Annotated in this window: 18 protein-coding genes; 14 read left to right on the top strand and 4 right to left on the bottom strand. The window is 61.5% G+C overall.

What is annotated here, in order from left to right; translation table 11 throughout:
* Positions 1-14 precede the first annotated feature (14 nt).
* The 14 genes from WN72_RS35095 (at position 15) to WN72_RS47160 (ending at position 12,508) form a co-directional block, all read left to right on the top strand.
* Positions 15-497, top strand: a complete 483-nt coding sequence (locus WN72_RS35095) for an ureidoglycolate lyase (RefSeq protein WP_167381053.1) — start codon at positions 15-17, stop codon at positions 495-497.
* 12 nt (positions 498-509) lie between these two features.
* Positions 510-1,430 carry an allantoinase PuuE gene (locus WN72_RS35090; protein WP_092218385.1) on the top strand — a complete coding sequence of 307 codons (921 nt, stop codon included), beginning with the start codon at positions 510-512 and terminating at the stop codon, positions 1,428-1,430.
* 20 nt (positions 1,431-1,450) lie between these two features.
* Positions 1,451-2,323: a substrate-binding periplasmic protein gene (locus WN72_RS35085; RefSeq protein ID WP_092218384.1), complete on the top strand. Its 873-nt coding sequence runs from the start codon at positions 1,451-1,453 to the stop codon at positions 2,321-2,323.
* 54 nt (positions 2,324-2,377) lie between these two features.
* Positions 2,378-3,049, top strand: coding sequence for an amino acid ABC transporter permease (locus WN72_RS35080; protein ID WP_027563696.1), 672 nt, complete (start codon positions 2,378-2,380; stop codon positions 3,047-3,049).
* Positions 3,050-3,058: 9 nt separating this feature from the next.
* Positions 3,059-3,730: an amino acid ABC transporter permease gene (locus WN72_RS35075; RefSeq protein ID WP_027563697.1), complete on the top strand. Its 672-nt coding sequence runs from the start codon at positions 3,059-3,061 to the stop codon at positions 3,728-3,730.
* A 2-nt stretch (positions 3,731-3,732) separates the two neighbouring features.
* Positions 3,733-4,728, top strand: coding sequence for an NAD-dependent epimerase/dehydratase family protein (locus WN72_RS35070; RefSeq protein ID WP_092218383.1), 996 nt, complete (start codon positions 3,733-3,735; stop codon positions 4,726-4,728).
* Entirely contained in the window at positions 4,725-5,501 is a 777-nt protein-coding gene (locus WN72_RS35065; protein ID WP_092218382.1) for an SDR family NAD(P)-dependent oxidoreductase, read from the top strand. Before WN72_RS35070 ends, WN72_RS35065 begins: the two co-directional genes overlap by 4 nt.
* A 15-nt stretch (positions 5,502-5,516) precedes the next feature.
* Entirely contained in the window at positions 5,517-6,287 is a 771-nt protein-coding gene (locus WN72_RS35060; RefSeq protein WP_092218381.1) for an amino acid ABC transporter ATP-binding protein, read from the top strand.
* 3 nt (positions 6,288-6,290) lie between these two features.
* Positions 6,291-6,611, top strand: coding sequence for a hypothetical protein (locus WN72_RS35055; RefSeq protein ID WP_092218380.1), 321 nt, complete (start codon positions 6,291-6,293; stop codon positions 6,609-6,611).
* 218 nt (positions 6,612-6,829) lie between these two features.
* The gene (locus WN72_RS35050; protein WP_244553906.1) at positions 6,830-7,105 is read left to right on the top strand and encodes a hypothetical protein; all 276 of its coding nucleotides are present in this window, start codon (positions 6,830-6,832) and stop codon (positions 7,103-7,105) included.
* Between the two features lie 218 nt (positions 7,106-7,323).
* The gene (locus WN72_RS35045) at positions 7,324-7,827 is read left to right on the top strand and encodes a (2Fe-2S)-binding protein (RefSeq protein WP_027563702.1); all 504 of its coding nucleotides are present in this window, start codon (positions 7,324-7,326) and stop codon (positions 7,825-7,827) included.
* A complete protein-coding gene (locus WN72_RS35040) occupies positions 7,824-8,840 on the top strand; it encodes an FAD binding domain-containing protein (protein WP_092218379.1) in 1,017 nt (338 codons plus the stop codon). The genes WN72_RS35045 and WN72_RS35040 overlap by 4 nt, the downstream gene beginning before the upstream one ends.
* A gap of 7 nt (positions 8,841-8,847) precedes the next feature.
* A complete protein-coding gene (locus WN72_RS35035; protein ID WP_092218378.1) occupies positions 8,848-11,046 on the top strand; it encodes a xanthine dehydrogenase family protein molybdopterin-binding subunit in 2,199 nt (732 codons plus the stop codon).
* Positions 11,047-11,584: 538 nt separating this feature from the next.
* A complete protein-coding gene (locus WN72_RS47160; protein WP_283807158.1) occupies positions 11,585-12,508 on the top strand; it encodes an SDR family NAD(P)-dependent oxidoreductase in 924 nt (307 codons plus the stop codon).
* Between the two features lie 176 nt (positions 12,509-12,684).
* Here the strand turns inward: WN72_RS47160 and WN72_RS35025 are convergent, their stop codons facing one another.
* From WN72_RS35025 to gnd, 4 genes are all read right to left on the bottom strand, one after another.
* Positions 12,685-15,342 carry an MGH1-like glycoside hydrolase domain-containing protein gene (locus WN72_RS35025; protein ID WP_092218377.1) on the bottom strand — a complete coding sequence of 886 codons (2,658 nt, stop codon included), beginning with the start codon at positions 15,340-15,342 and terminating at the stop codon, positions 12,685-12,687.
* Between the two features lies 1 nt (position 15,343).
* Positions 15,344-17,410: a transketolase gene (gene tkt / locus WN72_RS35020; RefSeq protein ID WP_092218376.1), complete on the bottom strand. Its 2,067-nt coding sequence runs from the start codon at positions 17,408-17,410 to the stop codon at positions 15,344-15,346.
* 144 nt (positions 17,411-17,554) lie between these two features.
* Entirely contained in the window at positions 17,555-18,928 is a 1,374-nt protein-coding gene (zwf, locus tag WN72_RS35015; RefSeq protein WP_092218398.1) for a glucose-6-phosphate dehydrogenase, read from the bottom strand.
* Positions 18,925-19,962 (bottom strand): phosphogluconate dehydrogenase (NAD(+)-dependent, decarboxylating), encoded by a 1,038-nt coding sequence (gene gnd, locus WN72_RS35010; protein ID WP_092218375.1) that lies wholly within the window; start codon positions 19,960-19,962, stop codon positions 18,925-18,927. The genes zwf and gnd overlap by 4 nt, the downstream gene beginning before the upstream one ends.
* Between the last annotated feature and the right edge of the window lie 60 nt (positions 19,963-20,022).

Raw genomic sequence — 20,022 nt, 5'->3', positions numbered from 1 at the left:
CTCCTTCGTACACAGTGTCGCTCGAGCCGCTGGCCGCCGAGACCTTTAGTCCTTTCGGCGACGTGGTCTCGCGCCCGACCGGTGAGCGACGGCGTTACCTTCCGACGATGCTGAACCGCGCCGACGAGGCGCAAACATTCTCACTCTGGATCAGCGGCGCGGCCGCGGTCGGACAGCTCCCGCTGCCGCTGACCACTCTGGAGCGGCATCCTTATTCGGCGCAGACTTTCGTGCCGCTAGGTTCCGCGCGCTATCTGGCCATCATCTGCGCAGCGACGCCGGACGGCGGTCCCGACCTGGCGACGCTGCGCGGATTCATCGCCGGTCCCGACCAGATCGTCACTTACGCGCGTAATGTGTGGCATCATCCGATGACCGTGCTTGACGCCCCTATGGAATTCGCGGTGGCGATGGGTGTGACGGGTCAGCAGAACGATGACGTCTTCTGCAGTCTCGATGCCGCCGTCACCATCGTTATGCCGCCGACAGCTTCGTAAGAGGTAACGGTCATGACCGCGCAAGCCGACCAGGATCGCGATTTCATCGGTTATGGACGCAATCCGCCGGATCCGAGGTGGCCCGGCGCCGCTCGCGTCGCGCTCAACATCTGCGTCAATTACGAAGAAGGATCGGAGGCTTCGTTTGCCGATGGCGACGGCGTCACTGAGACGGCGCTGACGGAGGGCGGCGGGGGAGGCTTTGACGGGCGCGATCTCGCTGCGGAATCGATGTTCGAGTATGGCAGCCGCGTCGGTTTCTGGCGGCTGATCCGGTTGCTCTCAGAGCGCGGCATGACGGCCACCGTCATGGGGTGCGCCCTTGCGCTGGAGCGCAATCCGGAAGCGGCAGCGGCCATCCGCGAGCATGGATACGATGTGTGCGCCCACGGCTGGCGCTGGGAGCGACATCAACATCTTGGCGAGGATGAGGAGCGCGAGCGGATCCGCAGGACAGTGGCAAGTCTGGCCCGGACGATTGGCGAGCGACCACTCGGTTGGTATTGCCGCTACGGCGCGGGAGTGAACACCCGGCGGCTGGTGGCCGAGGAGGGGGGCTTCCTCTACGATTCCGACGCCTACAATGACGAGTTGCCCTACTGGATCACGGTCGGCGGCAAGCCGCACCTGGTCGTCCCCTATGGTCTGGTCAACAACGACGCCAAGTTCATCCGTGGAGCGATGACGACCGCCGACGACTTCTTCGTCTATCTGAAGGATGCCTTCGACATGCTCTATGCCGAAGGCGCGACCGCGCCGAAGATGATGTCGGTAGGCCTCCACACCCGGATCGTCGGCCATCCGGGCCGGGCCGCGGGCCTCGCGCGCTTTCTTGACCACGTCGCCACGCGTGACGCGGTGTGGGTGTGCCGACGCGCCGACATTGCCCGCCATTGGATTGCCACCCATCCCGCACAACCCCGAAAGTCTTGATCCATGGAAGGACCCGACCGATGACACTCCGATCGAAGCTTCTTGCAATCACGCTGATCATGGCCGGGGTCCAGGTCGCGGGCTGGATCGAGGCTCGTGCCCAGGAGGCAGATCACCCATCCGACAAGCCGCTGGTTGTCGCGTCCGATTTCGGTGTCGCACCGTGGATGGTGCGAGGCACGAACGGTCCTGAAGGCTTCGGCGTGGATCTGATCAACGAGATCGGTAAAGAGCTTGGCCGCCCGAAGGTCGAGATCGTGGATATCAACTTCTCCGGGCTATTTGCGGCTTTGTTTGCCAAGCGGGTCGAATTCCTGGTCAACCCGCTGAATCTGACCGCCGAACGCTCCGAGCGGATGCTCTATACCGAACCGCTATTCACCACTGGAAACGGCTTTCTGGTTCGTACCGCCGACGAGATGAAGAGCTTTGACGATCTCAAGGGCAAGGCGGTGGCGGTGAACCGCGGCACCATCTCGGACACCTGGGCAACCGCGAATGCAGAGAAGTACGGATTCGAGGTGCAGCGCTATGACACCTTTCCGGACAGCGTGCAGGCCGTGCTGACGCGGCGCGCATTCACTGCGCTGAACGAAATCCCCACAACTGTATATGCCGCCAGCCAGAACAAGGCGATCAAGGTTGGCTACAAGGACTTCAATGGGCGCAACTTCGCTTATGCGTTCCGCCTGGAGGACACCGAGTATCGTAACAAGGTCGAGAACGTGATCGAATGCATGAAACTCGACGGGCGGCTGCGCAAGCTGCACGAGAAGTGGTACGGGGCCGTTCCGGATGCCGGCTCGGCGATCGAGACAGTGTATTTCGGCTACGGGCCTCCCGGCTTCAAGGGCTTCGAACCCGCCGCCCACATTCCGGCCTGCAAGAAGTAGAGGGCACCACAGCCGGATCGCAAGAGCGGTCCGGCGGCCACACGGTGACAGCCGATGGACCGTATTCTCGAGTACTATTTCAATCCGAAGGTCATCGCGCTCGCGTTTCCGGACGTACTGGCGGGCTTTCGTGTGACGGTTGCCGTCGCGATGCTGATTATTCTGTTCGGCATCGCGATGGGGCTGCTGCTGGCGTTGCTGCGTTGTGCTAACCTGCGGCCGTTGAATGCGTTGATCGTTGTTTACGTAGACGTACTGCGGACGCTGCCGCAACTCGTCATCATTGTGTTTATCTATTTCGGCCTGCCTTATGTGGGGCTCACCCTCTCGCCGTTCGTGACCACGGTGCTGTCGCTGGCGATGGTGCTGTCGGCGTTCAGTAGTGAGATATTCTGGTCGGCCATCATGGCGGTGCCCCGCGGACAGTGGGATGCCGCGAGCGCGCTCGGGTTTGGGCGGGTGCGTACGTTGCTGCAGATCATCCTGCCTCAGGCCTTCCGGCTGTCGGTGCCGCTTCTGACCAACCGGGCGATCTCGATCAGCAAGGGCACTGCGCTGGGCACCGCCGTGTCGTTGCCGGAGACGCTGGGGCAGGCGCAGAGCGTAACTGCGATGGTCGCAAACCCCTCGCCACTGACGCTCGCCGCGGCCTTCTATGTGCTGTTTTTTCTGCCGCTCGTGGTCGCCAGCCGCTGGATCGAGTGGCGATCAGCGCAGGGACGATGAGGGAAGACCATGCAGGCGCTGCTGGACAATTTTGCCGACATCGACGCGCTGATGCGGGTCTATCCGCTGCTGCTGCAGGGTGTACTTTACACCGTCACCCTGGCGTTGGTGGCTCTGCCGCTCGGCCTCCTGCTGGGCCTCTCCATCGCCGTGGCCTATAGTTTCCATCATCGCTGGCTGAACGTTGCCCTGCTGGTCTATATTGATGTCTTCCGGGCGTTTCCGGTGGTCGTGCTGCTAATTCTGGCGTTCTACGGCCTGCCGTTCCTCGGGTTGACCCTGGGCGGTTTTGCTGCCGCCGTTCTTGCGATCGTGCTCAACAACTCCGGCTACTATGGCGAGATTTTTCGTGCGGGCATCGAGTCCGTGCCTCGCGGCCAGTACGAGGCGGCGCGCGCGCTGGGCTTCAAGCCTTTGCATGTCGTGCTCTACATTGTCCTGCCGCAGGCCGTACGCAATGTGCTGGCGCCGCTGGCGAGCAATTCACTGGAGCTGGTCAAGACCACCTCGATCGGTGCGTTGGTCGCTTTACCCGAGCTGCTGCGCTCGGCGCGTGTCGCTCAGGAGCAGACCTATAATCCGACGCCGCTGATGGCGGCTGCGGTGATCTTCTTCGTCTTGCTGTATCCGATTGCGCGTTGGGTCGCGCGTTTGGAGCGGCGGGCCCTGGCGGCACGGTAGTCATGGCCACGCTGATCACGGGTGGTGCCGGATTCATCGGACTTGCGCTGGCAGAGCATTTGCTTGCCGCAGGCCAGCGCGTCGTACTGTTCGACTTACCGGCGGCTCCGACTGAGCTGATGGCGCGCCCCGAGCTTGCGGGCGCGGTCTATGTCAGCGGCGATGTTACTGACGAGGCCGATCTCGACGCTGCGCTCGCGACCGCGTCCATCGACTGCGTGATTCACGCGGCCGCCGTGACGCCGAATGAGCAGCGTGAACGCACCGATGCTCGCCGGATTGTCGATGTCAATGTCGGCGGTACCGTCAACCTGATGGAGCGCGCGATCGGGCATGGCGGAATCCGGCGTATCGTTGTGGTGAGTTCTGTTGCCGTCTACGGTTTTTCTGCTCCGACCGTGTCCGGCTGTTTTGAGGAGGCGGTCAGCCATCCGGCGCCCTCCGCACTCTACGGTATCAGCAAGCTTGCGGCGGAACAGGCGGCGATCAGGATCGCGCATCTCCAGGGCTGCGACACACGAATCGTCCGACTCGGCCCGGTCTATGGTCCTTGGGAATTGCCAACTCCGGTGCGAGATGCGCTTAGCCCGCACTACCAGGTTCTGCAGGCACTACGGTCTGGTCACGAGGCGGTGCTACCGCGTGCGATGCGCGCCGACTGGATCTACTCGCGTGATGCCGCCGCCGGTATCGCTGCAGTCGGGATGGGTGTGGCCCTCGACCATGCGATCTATCACGTCGGTGGCGGATGCGTGTCAGACCTGCCGAACTGGTGTCGAACGTTGGCGGCTCACTTTCCGGAGTTCCGTTGGCGATTTGCCGCATCGGGTGAGACCGCTGGCATTGTCTACAACCTGCCTGCCGATCGCGCGCCATTGAGTATCGCGCGACTTACCCGCGACACCGGCTTCAGCCCGGCCTTCCCGGTTGGCGAAGCGGCCGCTGACTATTTATCTTGGATAGGACTTAACGGTAGGGCTTCCGGGGGAGCGTCATGACCGGGCGACTACTTGGCAAATCGATCGTGATCACAGGGGCATCGTCCGGTATTGGGCGCACGATCGCGTTCCGCTTTGCTGCCGAAGGAGCGCGGCTGGTTCTGGCCGATGTCACAACCGACGTGCGTGAAGGCGGTGTTCCAACCATCGATCGGCTGCGGGCAGCCGGGCACGAGGCAGAGTTCATCCGCACTGACGTGTCGTCGGAAAGGGAAACTCAGGAGGCGATTGCGCTGGCGGTGCAGACGTTCGGGCGGCTCGATGGTCTCGTTAACAATGCGGCCATCGGGATAGGCAAGCCCTTGCTCGAGACCAGCCTTGACGAGTGGAACCGCGCCTTTGCCGTCAATCTCACCGGCGTGTTTTTGATGAGCAAGGTGGCCGTTGCAGCAATGCTGAGGCAGGAGGCGCGCAACGGCGTGCGCGGCCGTATTGTCAATATCTCGTCCCAGCACGGCATGATCGCCTGCCCGGAGGATATCGCCTATGGCACTTCGAAGGCCGGTGTCGTCTACATCACACGGCAAATCGCCGCCGACTATGCGCGGGATCATGTCATTTGCAATGCGGTGGCGCCCGGCAAGATCGTAACGGGCAAGCCGGGGCGCGCCGCAGAAGCGCGCTGGATAGACTACTCACGCAGCCGCACGCCGATGCCGCGCCTGGGCGTACCCGACGACGTTGCTGCGGCCGCGCTGTTTCTGGCCTCGGACGATGCAACTTTCATCACTGGTGAGAACATTCTCGTCGATGGCGGCTGGATGGCCGCGTGAGTTCTGGAGACCTCGATGATAAGCAAGCCGGATTTGACAGTCGCCGCCGCAGCCTCGCCAATCATCGAGATGACTGGGGTGAGCAAGTGGTACGAGAGCACCCAAGTGCTGAAGGGTATCAATTTCCGCGTCGCACGCGGCGAGCGCGTGGTGGTCTGCGGTCCGTCTGGGTCCGGAAAATCGACCATGATTCGCTGCATCAATCGCCTCGAAGAGCAACGCGATGGCAAAATCATCGTCAACGGCGTTGAACTCGATCACACGACGAAAAATGTGGATGTGGTGCGCCGCGATGTCGGAATGGTATTCCAGCAATTCAACCTATTTCCGCATCTCACCGTGCTGCAGAATTTGATGATCGCGCCACTCAAGATCCGCAAGATGCCAAAGCCGGAAGCCGAGGCGACAGCACGTCAGTATCTGGAGCGGGTACGGATCGCCGAGCATGCGGACAAGTATCCAAGCCAGCTCTCGGGCGGACAGCAGCAACGCGTTGCGATTGCGCGGGCGCTCTGCATGAAGCCGAAAGTCATGCTGTTCGACGAGCCGACGTCGGCTCTGGATCCAGAGATGGTCCAGGAGGTTCTCGACGTGATGGTCTCACTCGCGCGCGAAGGGATGACGATGGTATGTGTAACCCACGAGATGGGCTTTGCGCGAAGCGTTGCGGACAGGGTGGTGTTCATGGACGCAGGCATGATTGTAGAAGAGGGCCTGCCTCACCAGTTCTTCTCGGATCCCAAGCACGAGCGCACTCGTGCGTTTCTGAAGCAAATCATGCATTAGGGCATGCGGCAGCTGCAATCGCATCGCAGCAAACTGCTCGCAGTGAATCTCAAACAAGCGAATTGCAAGAACCTTGACACATTGCGGCGGTACGACTTGATGGACTTCCGGTCACCAGTTTCGACCGTCGTCCGGTTCGGCCCGGCCACCGACGGACTGTTTAGCGACAAGTTCGATATTCACTTCGTAGGAGCCGTCCTTGGCCAATTGATTGCGCTCGGCTTCTCCGATCTTGCTCAGAATGCGACGTTCATATCCGCGACATTCGTGAGTATACTGATCGGGGCGATCGGGGCCGCGGATCGGTGCGGCCGCGCAGATTGATGTTCCAGTTCAACCTCGCGGTGTTCGGTCTGGCAACGCTGGCCCGCGCCGTAAGCCTGGCTCGCCTTGGAATTCAATGGAGCCACCAAGCGGCGAGGGCGCAACCAGAGCAGTGTAAGGGCCAGCCATGGTTTGGTTTCTAAATGATCTGCATCCGCTATCCGCTGCTTGCCCGCGGGTGTCGTATCTTCTCATCCCTCCGGTTCCGCATAGCGGTGATGACTGAACAACTAAATCTCGAAGATTGGGCCTGGCAACTTTCGACCGAGGTGTACCGTCTCAATCTGTATAGCCACCTTACGAGACAAGCAGAGCCAAATCGATCGTCGGTCACCGAAGAAGAGTTGGCCGGAGCAATCCGCGACAGTTTCACGCAAGTGAATGAGGCCGCCTACCGGGAAATGGTCAAGTTGGCGACGGAAGCGGCACTCGAAACCTACGATCGGGTCGTATCGTCCACCATCAAACAGTCGCGCGTCCGGCTACGTAGCTGAAGTCGCGTCTTTGCGGTTCGGGAAAATCCCGACTCAACTCCATGGCGCACGCTACCGTGCTGCGTGCTGCGCCGATGGCTTTGTCGCGGCAAGGAAAATTCGCTTAGGAACCAAGTAACCGGCCGTCTGTTGGGCGCTATTGGCCAGCGGAGACGACGCGCCTTCGCGTCGAGACCGGCTTGATTTCTCGGCTCGGCCTCCGTCGCAGGGAGCAAGACATGTCCCAAGACACGGCCGACGTCACGCATCAGATTCCCGACCGCGTTCCGGTCAGTCTCATCGTCAACGGCAACAGGCGCACGCTCGACCTCGTGCCCTGGACTTCGCTCCTGGACGCGTTGCGTGACCATCTCGCGCTGACCGGCACCAAGAAGGGCTGCGATCACGGCCAGTGCGGAGCCTGCACCGTGCTTGTGGACGGCCGGCGCGTCAATTCCTGCCTGATGCTCGCCGTCATGTCCGACGGCGCGAAGATCACGACCGTCGAAGGTCTTGCCAGCGATGGCGCGCTGCATCCCCTGCAACAAGCCTTCATCGACCACGACGCCTTCCAGTGCGGCTATTGCACGCCGGGACAGATTTGCTCGGCCGCCGGCTTGCTGGCCGAAGGCCACGCGGGAGATGCCGACGAGATCCGCGAGCTGATGAGCGGAAATCTCTGCCGCTGCGGCGCCTATCCGAACATCGTCGCTGCCATCCAGCAGGCAATGGGCCGGCCATGATCAACTTCCAGTATTCCCGCGCCACCGACATCGCCGATGCGATCCTCTTGCTCACCGACCATCCAGGCGCCAAGCTCATTGCTGGCGGCACCAACCTGATCGACCTGATGAAGGAAAATGTCGAGCAGCCTTCGCGGCTGATCGACATCTCCCGTCTGCCGCTCCGCAAGGTCGCGGAGACGGCCGATGGAGGCTTGCGCATCGGCGCCCTGGTGCCGAACTCGGACCTCGCCTACCATCCGCTGGTCGAACAGCGCTATCCGCTGCTTGCCAGCGCCATCCTGGCCGGCGCCTCGGCGCAATTGCGCAACATGGCCTCCGTCGGCGGCAACCTGATGCAACGAACGCGTTGCGCCTATTTTTATGACACGGCCACGCCCTGCAATAAGAGAAGTCCCGGCAGCGGCTGCTCGGCGATCGACGGCCTCAACCGCAACCATGCGATCCTCGGCACCAGCGCCTCCTGCATCGCGACCAATCCGTCTGACATGAGCGTGGCGCTGGCGGCGCTTGACGCACTCGTGCACATCGCAGGTCCATCCGGCGAGCGAACGATGGCGCTGACCGATTTCCATCGGCTGCCCGACGACACGCCGCATGTTGACACCAATATAGGGACCGGCGAGATCATCACGGGAATCGAACTTCCGCCGCGCGGCTTTGCCCATAACTACAGCTATCTGAAAGTCCGCGACCGCCTGTCTTATGCGTTCGCCCTGGTGTCGGTCGCTGCCGCGCTCGAATTGGACGGCAACGCGATCAGAGAAGCGCGCGTGGCGCTCGGCGGCGTTGCTCACAAGCCCTGGCGCAGCCTTGAAGCCGAAACGGCCTTGCGCGGCCAGGCCGCAACCGAGGATCATTTTTCCCGCGCTGCGGATCTCCTGCTGCAGGGCGCCAGGACCTGCTCGCATAACGGCTTCAAGATCGAGCTCGCCCGCCGAGCCATCGTGCGAACGCTGACCCAGGCCGCAAGCGCCACACCGCAGTCCCAGGCTCACAAGAAGATCGCATGAGGGGCCGATGAACGCCTATGTCGGAACGCCAACGTCCCGCGTCGATGGCCGCGCCAAGGTCACCGGAGCCGCCAAATATGCCGGCGAATTTTCGGCCGATGGACTCGCCCATGGCTTCGTCGTCACGGCCACCATTCCGCGCGGGCGCATTGCGCGTCTCGACACCAGCGAGGCGCTGAAGGTGAAGGGCGTGCTCGACGTGCTCACGCATGCGCATCGGCCGCCGCTCGCCGACAAGGACGAGGCCTGGAAGGATGAAGTGGCGCCGGACGAAGGCTCGCCATTCCGTCCGCTCTACGACAACAGCATCAAGTTCAACGGCCAGCCGATCGCGCTGGTCGTGGCGGACGACTGGGAAATCGCCAAATTCGCCGCGACGTTGGTGCGTGTCGATTATCAGGAGCAGGCGTTTGCGACCGACCTCGAAGCCGAGCGCGGCAAAGCCGCCGAGGTCAAGCGACCGAGCAAGCCCCGCGGGGATGCCGTCGCAGCGCTTGCCGGAGCACCCGTACAGCACGAGGCGGACTACTTCGTTCCGACCGAGCATCACAACCCGATGGAGCTCTATGCAACCACGGCGGTTTGGGACGGCGGCGGCAGGCTCACGATCTACGACAAGACGCAAGGCGTCCAGAACGTTCACAAGTTTCTCTGCAGCGTGTTCGGCAAGAATCCTGAAGATATCCGCGTGCTCTCGCCCTATGTCGGCGGCGCCTTCGGCTCCGGCCTGCGGCCGCAATACCAGGCGGTGCTGGCAACGCTTGCCGCGCTGGCGCTGAAGCGGTCCGTTCGCGTGGTGCTGACGCGGCAGCAGATGTACGGGCTCGGCTACCGGCCGGCGACGATCGAGCACGTCGGGCTCGGCGCCAGGTCCGACGGCACGCTCGAGGCGGTCACGCACGAGGCCACCGCCGTCACCTCACGCTATGAGGATTTCGCGCGCAACGACGTCGGCTGGGCGGAACAGCTCTACAAGAGCCCGAACAGCCGCTATTCCCACAAGCTCGCTCGCCTCGATGTCTCCACCCCCTGCGACATGCGCGCGCCGGGCGCAGCTTCGGGCGTCTGCGCGCTTGAATGCGCCATGGACGAATTGGCCGTCGCGATCAAGCTCGACCCCGTCGAGCTGCGGCTGAAGTGCTACTCGGACCGCGACCAGAGTGAAGACCTCCCCTACACCAGCAAGCAGCTGCGCGAATGCTACGCCCGCGGTGCGCAAGCCTTCGGCTGGAGCAGGCGCAATCCCGCGCCGCGCTCGATGCGCGACGGCAAGGAGCTGGTCGGCTGGGGCATGGCGACAGGCGTGTGGGAGGCGCTGCAGATGCCGGTCGCAGCTCGCATCGTGCTGACCGCGAATGGCCATGCCGAAGTCTCCTGCGCGGCGTCCGACATCGGCACCGGCACCTACACCATCGTGGCACAGGTGGCAGCCGATGCGCTCGGGCTGCCGATCGAGAATATCAACGTCAGGCTCGCCGACTCGACCCTGCCGCAGGCCCCCGTCGAGGGTGGCTCGTGGATGGCCGCATCGAGTGCGCATGCGGTGTTGGGAGCGGCCGAGGACATTCGCCAGGAACTCGCGCGTCTTGCCAAGGCGATACCCGCCTCACCGCTGGCTGATGCGGCCAATGTTATCCTTGTCGGTGGCACGATCGCCAAGGACGGCGACAAGAGCTGCGCGGTCTCGATCGCGGATGCGATGCGCTACGGCAAGCTTGAGCGGATCGAGAAGCAGAAGCTCAACCAATTCGCGGAGGACAAGTCGCACGCACGCAACACGCATTCGGCCGTCTTTGCCGAGGTGAAGGTGGACGAGCGGTTCGGCGTCATCCGCGTCACGCGGGTCGTGAGCGCCGTCGCGGCCGGACGGATCCTGAACACCAAGACCGCCCGCAGTCAGATCATGGGCGGTGTGGTCTGGGGCATCGGGATGGCCTTGCACGAGGAAACGGTGATGGATCACCGCTTCGGCCGGATCATGAACCACAATATCGCCGAGTACCACATCCCCGTAAATGCTGACATTCAGGACATTGATGTGATCTTCGTTGAAGAGCACGACGATCGCATCAACACCCTGGGCGTCAAAGGGCTTGGTGAAATTGGCATCGTCGGCGTGCCCGCCGCGATCGCGAACGCCGTCTATCAGGCGACCGGCAAGCGCATCCGCCGCCTCCCGATCACGCTGGACAAGTTGCTGATGTGACCCGCAAGTAGCTTACCCTCATGCAAGCTGTATGGATGTTCATCGAATTGTGAAAGCGCGAGCCTGCGCGCGATTGATGCGCTATCGGCGGTGCGAGCGCGTCGTTGGCCCGGCGGTTTGCCAGATCCGCCCTTGCGCGGGCGCGATGGCGTGGCCCGCTTCTGGTCCTAGTCCTTGTCGACCTGATAATTTCGGAAGACGTGCCGCGCCGCGACGGGCTCGTCGGAAGCAAGACCGGTCAACACCACACGGCGACCGTCGATAATATGCTAAGCCTCTTCGCCGCGGTCGTCGCTACGGACCGCATCACCAGATACTTAACTTTCGCGCTCTGTCGTTTCACCATTGATCCATTCCGCTTAAAGGGGGGCGTGACGGTTCGTCATGAGCCGCGGTTTCACCTATGCTCCAGAGCGCCTGAGGGACCGGTCATGCACCTCAGCAAGGGCGGTAGTATTCGACAACCTCATCGAAAAGCTGTTGGCGACGGCTGGCAACTACCTGCCGGCCGAACGTGGAGGACTAATCTCGCCTCGCTCTGCTCGCCAGGAACGAGGAGCGTCTCGCTGCCCTTGAGAAGGAACTGCCGGGCGCGGAAGGATTCCGCCGCGATGTTTCCGATCCCGAGGAGATCGACGCGGTAGGGTCGGCCGTGGAGCGCGATCTCGGCAATCCCGCCGTGGTCATCCACAACGCCGTCGGTGGTGCGTTCGGCACATTTCGCGAGATCGATCCATCGATCCTGAATCGCAATTTCCAGGTCAACACCATGGGACTATTGTATCTGGCGCGGCGGTTCGTCCCCGCGATGGTGACAGCCGGAAAGGGTGCGATCGTTGCCACCGGCAACACCTCGGCCCTGCGCGGCAAAGCCGGTTTCGCCGGCTTCGCGCCGACCAAGGCGGCGCAGCGCATCCTGGCCGAAGCGATGGCGCGCGATCTCGGGCCACAGGCCGTTCACGTCGCTTACGTCGTGGTCGATGCTGTGATCGACCTCGAGTGGACACGGAAACGCTGGCCAGATCGGCCGGACGATTTCTTCATTAAACCGCGCGCCATCGCGGACGAGATCTGGCACGTCGCCCACCAGGATCAGAGCGCATGGTCGTTCAACGTCGAATTGAGACCGTTTGGAGAAAGCTGGTGGCGAGAAGCGCTTCGTTACCGGCAGGGTGTGGCAGATTACTGCTTCAGAAGCGGCGAAACTTTCGTGTGTGAACCGGGCCTTCAGGGAACGTGGGAGGTCACGGTCCCTCTCAGAAAAGCGTTTGTGGCGCGCAGCGAAAGCGTCCCATGCAATAGAGGTAGGCCCTACGCCAAGTGTGGCCCCGGCGGTTTCGGGAGCTCTTGCCAGAATCGGGCGGCGATTCATCTTTGTCGTTGCTGGCGCGGCGTCAGGCTGCTCAAATCGTGCGACGGATGCCTGTTTTCGCCCGGATATGCCCAGTGGTGCGACCCGTAAGTCATTGATTGTTCTTGACCCGTGGCTGACTCTTAATCAGCGGGTCCCAGGTTCGAGCCCTGGTGCGCCCACCATTTCGAAAGCGTTGTTCTTCAATAAGTTACAGGAAGAATTGCCGAGAACAAAATGGGTCTCGTGCGACTTTTTCTTATGATCGGACGCCGCACGGGCGTTCATTACTTCTGAGCACTTCGGAACCGCCGATTTGCCACCAGTGCGCCGGCCAGAGCCGTCCATCCGGTCTGATGCGAGGCGCCAAGTCCTTCGCCGGTATCGCCGTGAAAGTATTCGTAGAAGAGCAAAGAATCGCGCCATGCCCCATCGCGCTGGAAGCGTGAATCCGATCCCAGTGCTGGTCGCCGGCCGTCTGAGTCTCGGAGGAATAATCTGAGCAATCGGCGTTCGAGTTCTTCGGCCACTTGCTCGAGACTTGCCTGCCTACGCGATCCTGTAGGCAATTCAACCGTAAAGTCTTCGCCAAGGTTGGTATGAAGATGTCGTAGCGACTCGATCGCGAGAAAATTGAGCGGAAGCCAAATCGGTCCGCGCCAGTTTGAATTGCCGCCGAACAGCCCTGTTCGAGATTCGCCAGGCTCATAGTCAAGACGGGCAACATGTCCATCCGTGTTGACGATAAGTGGATGTTCGCGGTGGTAACGCGACAAGGATCGCAGCCCGTAAGACGACAAAAATTCTGATTCGTCGAGCATACACGCGAGAATCCGCTTCATGCGCGACTTGCCCACCAGCGAGATCAGCCGAGGGCGTTCATTGGTCGCAGGCGTGTGCAGGAATTCTGCAAGGCCAGGCTTGTTCTCGATGTACCAGCGCGCGCGCTTGCGGAACATCGGCAGTCGGTCCCACAGCGCCGCATCGAGCTCTACGGCCGCAAAGATTGGCAACAGTCCCACCATAGAACGCGCGCGCACCATGAAAGTCGAGCCGTCGCGCTTGCGAAGCCGATCGTAGAAAAAGCCGTCTTGGTCGTCCCACAGCTTGTTCATAGCGGCTGCGATTAGGGCGAAATGCTCGAAGAACTTTACCGCGACGTCCTCGTAGCTAGGCTGATGGTTGGCAAGCAGGAGTGCCATCTCCAGCATGTTGAGACAGTACTTAGCCATCCAGGCGGTGCCATCCGACTGTTCCAGTACATCGCCGTCAGGGTGCATTTGCGAGCGGTCGAACGGGCCGATGTTGTCGAGCCCGAGAAAGCCGCCCTCGAACACGTTGTCGCCATACGTGTCTTCTCGATTTACCCACCAGGTGAAGTTGATCAGGAGTTTTTGAAACGCGCGAGCAAGAAAGTCGAAGTCGGTGCCGCCATCGATCCGGAACACCGCAAGCGTGGCCCACGCCTGAACTGGCGGATTCACGTCTCCGAAATTCCATTCATATGCCGGCAACTGGCCGTTCGGGTGCATGTACCATTCGCGCGCAAGCAGCAGCATTTGATGCTTCGCTGCTGAGGGGTCGATGTGCGCCAGCACCACGCAATGGAAGGCGAGGTCCCAGGAGGCATACCATGGGTACTCCCATTTGTCGGGCATGGCGATGATGTCGTGGTTGTTGAGATGGCGCCAGTCCGCGTTGCGACCAGACGCGCGAGCCTCGGGCGGACGTACGGTATCGCCGTCGAGCCACCGCGCGACGTCGTAGTGATAGAACTGCTGGCTCCACAGCATGCCAGCGAACGCCTGTCGCATCACTGCGGCCTCATCGTCGCTCGCACCGTCAGGGGTCAGCGCTGCATAGTACTCGTCTGCTTCGCGCCTACGCTCGGCATGGATTCGCTCGAAGTCTGCTCCGAGGTTCGCAGCCTGGTCGCGTCCATCACGTGCCAGGCGAAGCCTGAGCTCGACCGTTTCGCCGGCAGCGACTTTGAGGCGATACCAGCAGGCCATTTTTGTACCCCGCCTCGCAGGATTTACGGTCGCCGCACCATGAACGACATGGTCGTTGATGCCGTCCTTCGGATAGGGCGTCTGCTCGGTGGTGGCGCCATACAGGTATCGGGCATTGGTTTCGTTTTCACAGAACAGCAACGGCGGCGGCCTTCCGGCCGGGTCCGCCCCGGCAGTGAAGCGCCAGCGGCCCAGCAGTTCTTCTTCAGCGATCGCGCCGACGTTGCCGGTCTCAGTCGTCGCCTGGATAATCGGCCGCGCGATGCCAGCCTCCCAGGACCAGCGGTTGCGGAACCACAGTGTCGGAAGCACCTGAAGCTCAGCCGCTTCGGGTCCGGCGTTTCGAACGCTGATGCGCACGCATACGTCATCGGGTGATGCTTTGGCGTAATCCGCCGTGATCTGCCAGTAACGATCCCCTTCGAAAACACCGGTATCCAGGAGTTCAAATTCGGGCTCGTCCCTGTTGCGCCTTGCGTTCTCCTGCCGAAGCAACGCGTGGGGAAACTCCGTATGGGGGTAGTGGTAACGCCAACGAAGCCACGAGCTGGTCGGTGTTGCGTCGACATACCACCAGTACTCCTTGGCGTCCTCGCCGTGATTTCCTTCTGGACCACCGAGACCGAAGATGCGTTCCTTCAGGAAGGGGTCACGTCCATTCCAAAAGGAGAGGGCAAAACACAGGCGCTGCGATTGATCGCAAAGCCCGGCAAGACCGTCCTCGTTCCACCGATAGGCGCGCGAGCGCGCGTGTTCGTATGGGAAGTATTGCCAGACTTTGCCATCGGCACTGTAGTCTTCGCGCACGGTGCCCCAAGCGCGCTCACTAACGTAGGGCCCGATCGCTTTCCAGTCGCCGGGAGTATCGGGCGAGGAGTCGGCAAGCCTTGCATGCTCAGCCGAACGGGGGCGACGTTGCCCGACATCGTCCATGCTATGCGGCTTTCGAGGGTTGCAACAGCGCCTTAGCCGTCGCGACGATATGATCGACGGTGAATCCGAACTCCTGCTGCAACGCCTTCAGCGGAGCGGAAGCGCCAAATGTGTGCATGCCAATGATTTGGCCAGTTCTCCCGACGTACCGCTCCCAGCCGAATGTGGACGCCTGCTCGATCGCAACGCGGGCTGTGATCTCAGGTGGCAAGACGTCATCGCGGTATTCCTGGGTCTCGCGTTCGAAGACATCCCAGGACGGCATCGAGACCACGCGCGAGCGGATGCCATCCAAGCTAAGTCTCTCATGAGCGTCGGCCGCGAGACTCAACTCGCTGCCGGTGGCAATCAAGATGATGTCCGGCTTGCCCTGAGGGGGGTCGGCAAGCACGTAGGCGCCTCGCGCCACCCCGGATGCCGATGCATACTTGCTGCGATCGAGGACCGGTAACGGTTGGCGAGACAGCGCCAACAGGGCTGGCCGATGACGAAGCTGCATGACGTAGCGATAGGCCTCGACCACTTCGTTGGCATCACCCGGCCGGAACAGCGTCAGACCTGGCATTGCTCGCATTGAGGCGAGCTGCTCGATCGGCTGGTGCGTTGGGCCATCTTCGCCATCGCCCATAGCATCATGGGTAAAAACAAACACCACCGGTAATTCCATCAGCGCAGCGAGCCGCATCGCGGGCCGAGCGTAATCGCTGAAGATCAGGAATGTCGCGCCGAACGGCCGCAGTTTCGACAGTGCGAGACCGTTCAGGATTGCTGCCATCGCATGCTCGCGGATGCCGAAATGCAAATTTTTGCCACCCGGTGTGGCGGCCTGAACATCTCCTGCGCCTTCATAGGTCAAAAGCGTCTTGGTCGATGGACCCAGATCGGCCGAACCGCCGATTAACCAGGGAACGTTCTGCGCCAGAACGTTCAGGACCTTTCCCGAAGCTTCACGACCCGCGACGCCCTTCGAATCCGCTTGGAATATCGGCAGGTTGCGGTCCCAACCTTCCGGAAGTATGCGTTGTTGCATCTGGTCGATCTCGGTTGCCAGCGCCGCATACTTCGCACGGTAACCAGCGAATAGGTCCTCCCATCTACGACGAGCCTCAGCGCCTCGCACGCCAACGCCGGCGGCAAAATGTTCGCGAACGCCGTCTGGCACGAGGAAATCCGAGTTTTCCGGCCAACCGTAGGCGCGCTTGGTGAGCTCGACTTCTTCAACACCGAGCGGCTCGCCATGTGCCGCAGCAGTATCGTGGCGGTGTGGCGAGCCATATCCGATGTGACTACTGAGTATCACCAGCGTCGGCCGGCCTTTCGTATCCCGAAACGTCGTCAAGGCCCGTTCGATGCCCGCGATATCGTTGGCATCACTAACGTACAGGATGTTCCAGCCGTAGCCGGTGAAACGGACGGCTACATCTTCCGTGAAGGCTAGCCGGGTGCTGCCTTCTATCGTGATATGATTGTTGTCGTAGATCCAGCAAAGGTTATCGAGGCCGAGGTGGCCGGCCAGGGATGCCGCCTCGGAGCCGATGCCTTCCATCAAGCAGCCGTCGCCGCATACGCTGTAAATATCGTAGTCGAAGATGGCAAAGTCCGGCTTGTTATACCGCACCGCGAGCCAGCGCTGCGCGATCGCCATACCGACGCTGGTCGCGATACCTTGTCCGAGCGGGCCGGTGGTGGTCTCGACGCCGGATACCAGATGGTATTCGGGATGTCCTGGCGCGTGACTCCCAAGCTGGCGAAAGCGGCGGATATCGTCGAGGGTAACAGCAGGCCTTCCCAACGTCTCGTACTCGGCATTCACGGCCTGCGTGCGGGTAAGGTAAAGCACGGACCACAGCAGCATCGACGCGTGGCCGTTCGACAGCACGAAGCGGTCGCGACCGGGCCAGATCGGATCTTGCGGATCGAACTGCATGACTCGATTCCAGAGCGTATAGACAAGTGGCGCAAGCGCCATCGGCGTGCCCGGATGGCCGGAGTTCGCGGCCTGAACTGCGTCAATCGACAGTGTGCGGATGGTGTTGATCGCGAGTTGGTCGAGTTCGGCTTCCGTCATGGCTGATTCCCTCCCGCGGGTGTCGAGTACATGGCCTCTCGCGTGCCAACCGGTGTGCGTGCATCGTTAGTAAATAGGTTGCCGCCATCAGCCAACAGAGCCGGGATCGAGGAGCACTTCGATCTAAATTCCTCGTTCCCTGCGTTACACGACCGTCGGGTTGTGCCAACCGCCCGGCGGCGTGACATTCTTGTCCACTTCGTGAGGCCCCCAGCTTCCGGCATGGTATTCGTAGACCGGTGTCGTCATCTTCAAGACCGGGTCGACAATCCGCCAGGCTTCTTCGACGTAGTCCTGTCGTGCAAACAGTGTCCGATCGCCGTTCATCGCGTCGCCGAGCACGCGTTCATATGCATCCATCTCCTCTGGGCCAGGGCGACGGCTGGCCAGCAATTCGACCGGATTTCCGACCTCGCGATCATCATCGTCCATCACCATCGTGCCGAGAGCAATGGCCATGTCGGGATTGACGCGGAACCGCAAATAATTGGGTATCGCGGCGCTATGCGGGAAGATCCGCGGCGCCTCACGGAGGCGCACGATCACCTCCGTGCAAGTGACGGGAAGCAATTTTCCGGCTCGGATGTAAAATGGCACTCCCTGCCAGCGCCAGGAGTCGATCTCCAGCCGGAGCGCGGCGAACGTCTCCACCTGCGACTCCGGAGCAACGCCCGGCTCCTGCCGGTAGCCGCGAAACTGTCCGCGCACCAATTCGTTTTCAGCGATCGGCGGAATCGATCTTAGAACCTTGGCTTTCTCGTCACGCAGCGATTCGCTATCCGATCGGGCCGGCGGCTCCATGGCGAGATTCGCCAACACCTGAAACAGATGATTTTGGATAACGTCGCGAATTGTGCCGGTTTGGTCATAGAAGGCGCCGCGACCCCGTACACCGAAATTCTCCGCCATCGTGATCTGCACGCTGCTCACGAACTTGCGGTCCCAGAACGACTCCAGGAAGGCGTTTGCGAAACGAAAGAAGACCATGTTGTGAACAGGTCGTTTTCCGAGATAGTGGTCGATGCGGAAGATGTGATCTTCGTCGAACCTGGCGAGCAGGATCCTGTTGAGATTGCGTGCGGAGGCGAGATCATGCCCGAATGGCTTCTCAACAATGACACGCGCACCGTTTGTGCAATCGGCAGCGTCGAGATGCTCCACTACGGTTGCAAACAATGCGGGTGGGATCGCCAAATAATGTGCCGGCCGCTGCGCCGAACCGAGCTGCTTGCGAAGGGCGTCGAAGGTAGTGGGGTCGGCATAGTCGCCGTCTACGTAACGTAAAAGACCGGCTAGCTTGTCAAACGCAGCGGCATCGAGGCCGCCGTGCTTTTCGAGGCTATCTCGCACTCGAGCCTTGAGCTGATCAAGTGTCCAGCCGGCCTTTGCGACGCCGACGACGGGCACATCGAGATGGCCCCGCCTCAGCATGGCCTGCAGGGACGGAAAAATCTTCTTGTAGGCGAGATCGCCGGTTGCGCCGAAAAACACCAATGCGTCGGATCTAGGTTCGCTCAAGGCCATCTGGGTCTCTCACTGGCTGCCTTTTCCAGGTGTCCACCGAACTCGTAGCGCATCGCCGAAAGCAGCCTGTTCTGGAAATCGGCCTCGCCGCGAGAACTGAAGCGTTCGTAAAGCGCCGTCGTCAGAACCGGGGCGGGCACTGCCTCGTCGATCGCTGCTGCGATGGTCCAGCGTCCTTCGCCGGAGTCGGACACGCGCCCAGCGAATTTGGAAAGCGCCGGATCTTCCAGCAATGCCGTTGCCGTCAAGTCGAGAAGCCACGATGCGACCACGCTGCCGCGCCGCCACACTTCTGCGATTTCGGACAGATTCAGGTCGTACTGGTAGTGCTCGGGAACGCGAAGCGGCGTTGTTTCGGCATCCGCCGCGTGCGTCTGCTTGCCAATGTTCGCGGCGCGCAGGATGCCAAGTCCCTCGGCATACGCCGCCATCAGCCCGTACTCGATACCGTTATGGACCATCTTGACGAAATGACCGGCTCCGTTTTGCCCGCAGTGGAGGTAGCCATGCTCGGAGGTGCCGACGGCGGCTTGCTCTCGTCCCGGCGTGCGCGGGATTTCGCCGACACCCGGAGCGAGGGTCTTGAAGACCGGATCCAGCCGCTGCACCGCCTCGTCAGGGCCACCGATCATCATGCAGTAGCCGCGTTCAAGACCCCACACACCGCCGCTGGTCCCGACATCGACATAATTGATGCCCTTCTGCGCCAGTTCCTTGGAACGTCTGATGTCATCGATGTAGTAGGAGTTGCCGCCATCGATCAGAGTGTCGCCGGCTTCAATCAGCAGAAGCAGATCGCGGATCGATTTATCCACGACGGCCGCAGGAACCATCAACCAGATCGCGCGCGGCTTTTCGAGCTTCTTCACGAAATCCGAGAGCGAGGAGCTTCCTGTGGCGTTGTCTTTCACCAGTTCCGCAACGGCGTTCGGCGACATGTCGAAGACGACACATTGGTGACCATGCCGGACAAGTCTTCGCACCATATTGGCGCCCATTCGGCCGAGGCCGATCATTCCGAGTTGCATGAGTGGCTCCTGTTTTTATGCTGCGGCGTTATTATCTCCCCGTGCGCTGGCAACCTGGCG

It is taken from the genome of Bradyrhizobium arachidis (assembly GCF_015291705.1).
GTDB lineage: Bacteria > Pseudomonadota > Alphaproteobacteria > Rhizobiales > Xanthobacteraceae > Bradyrhizobium > Bradyrhizobium arachidis.
This window is presented reverse-complemented; position numbering and strand designations above follow the sequence as displayed.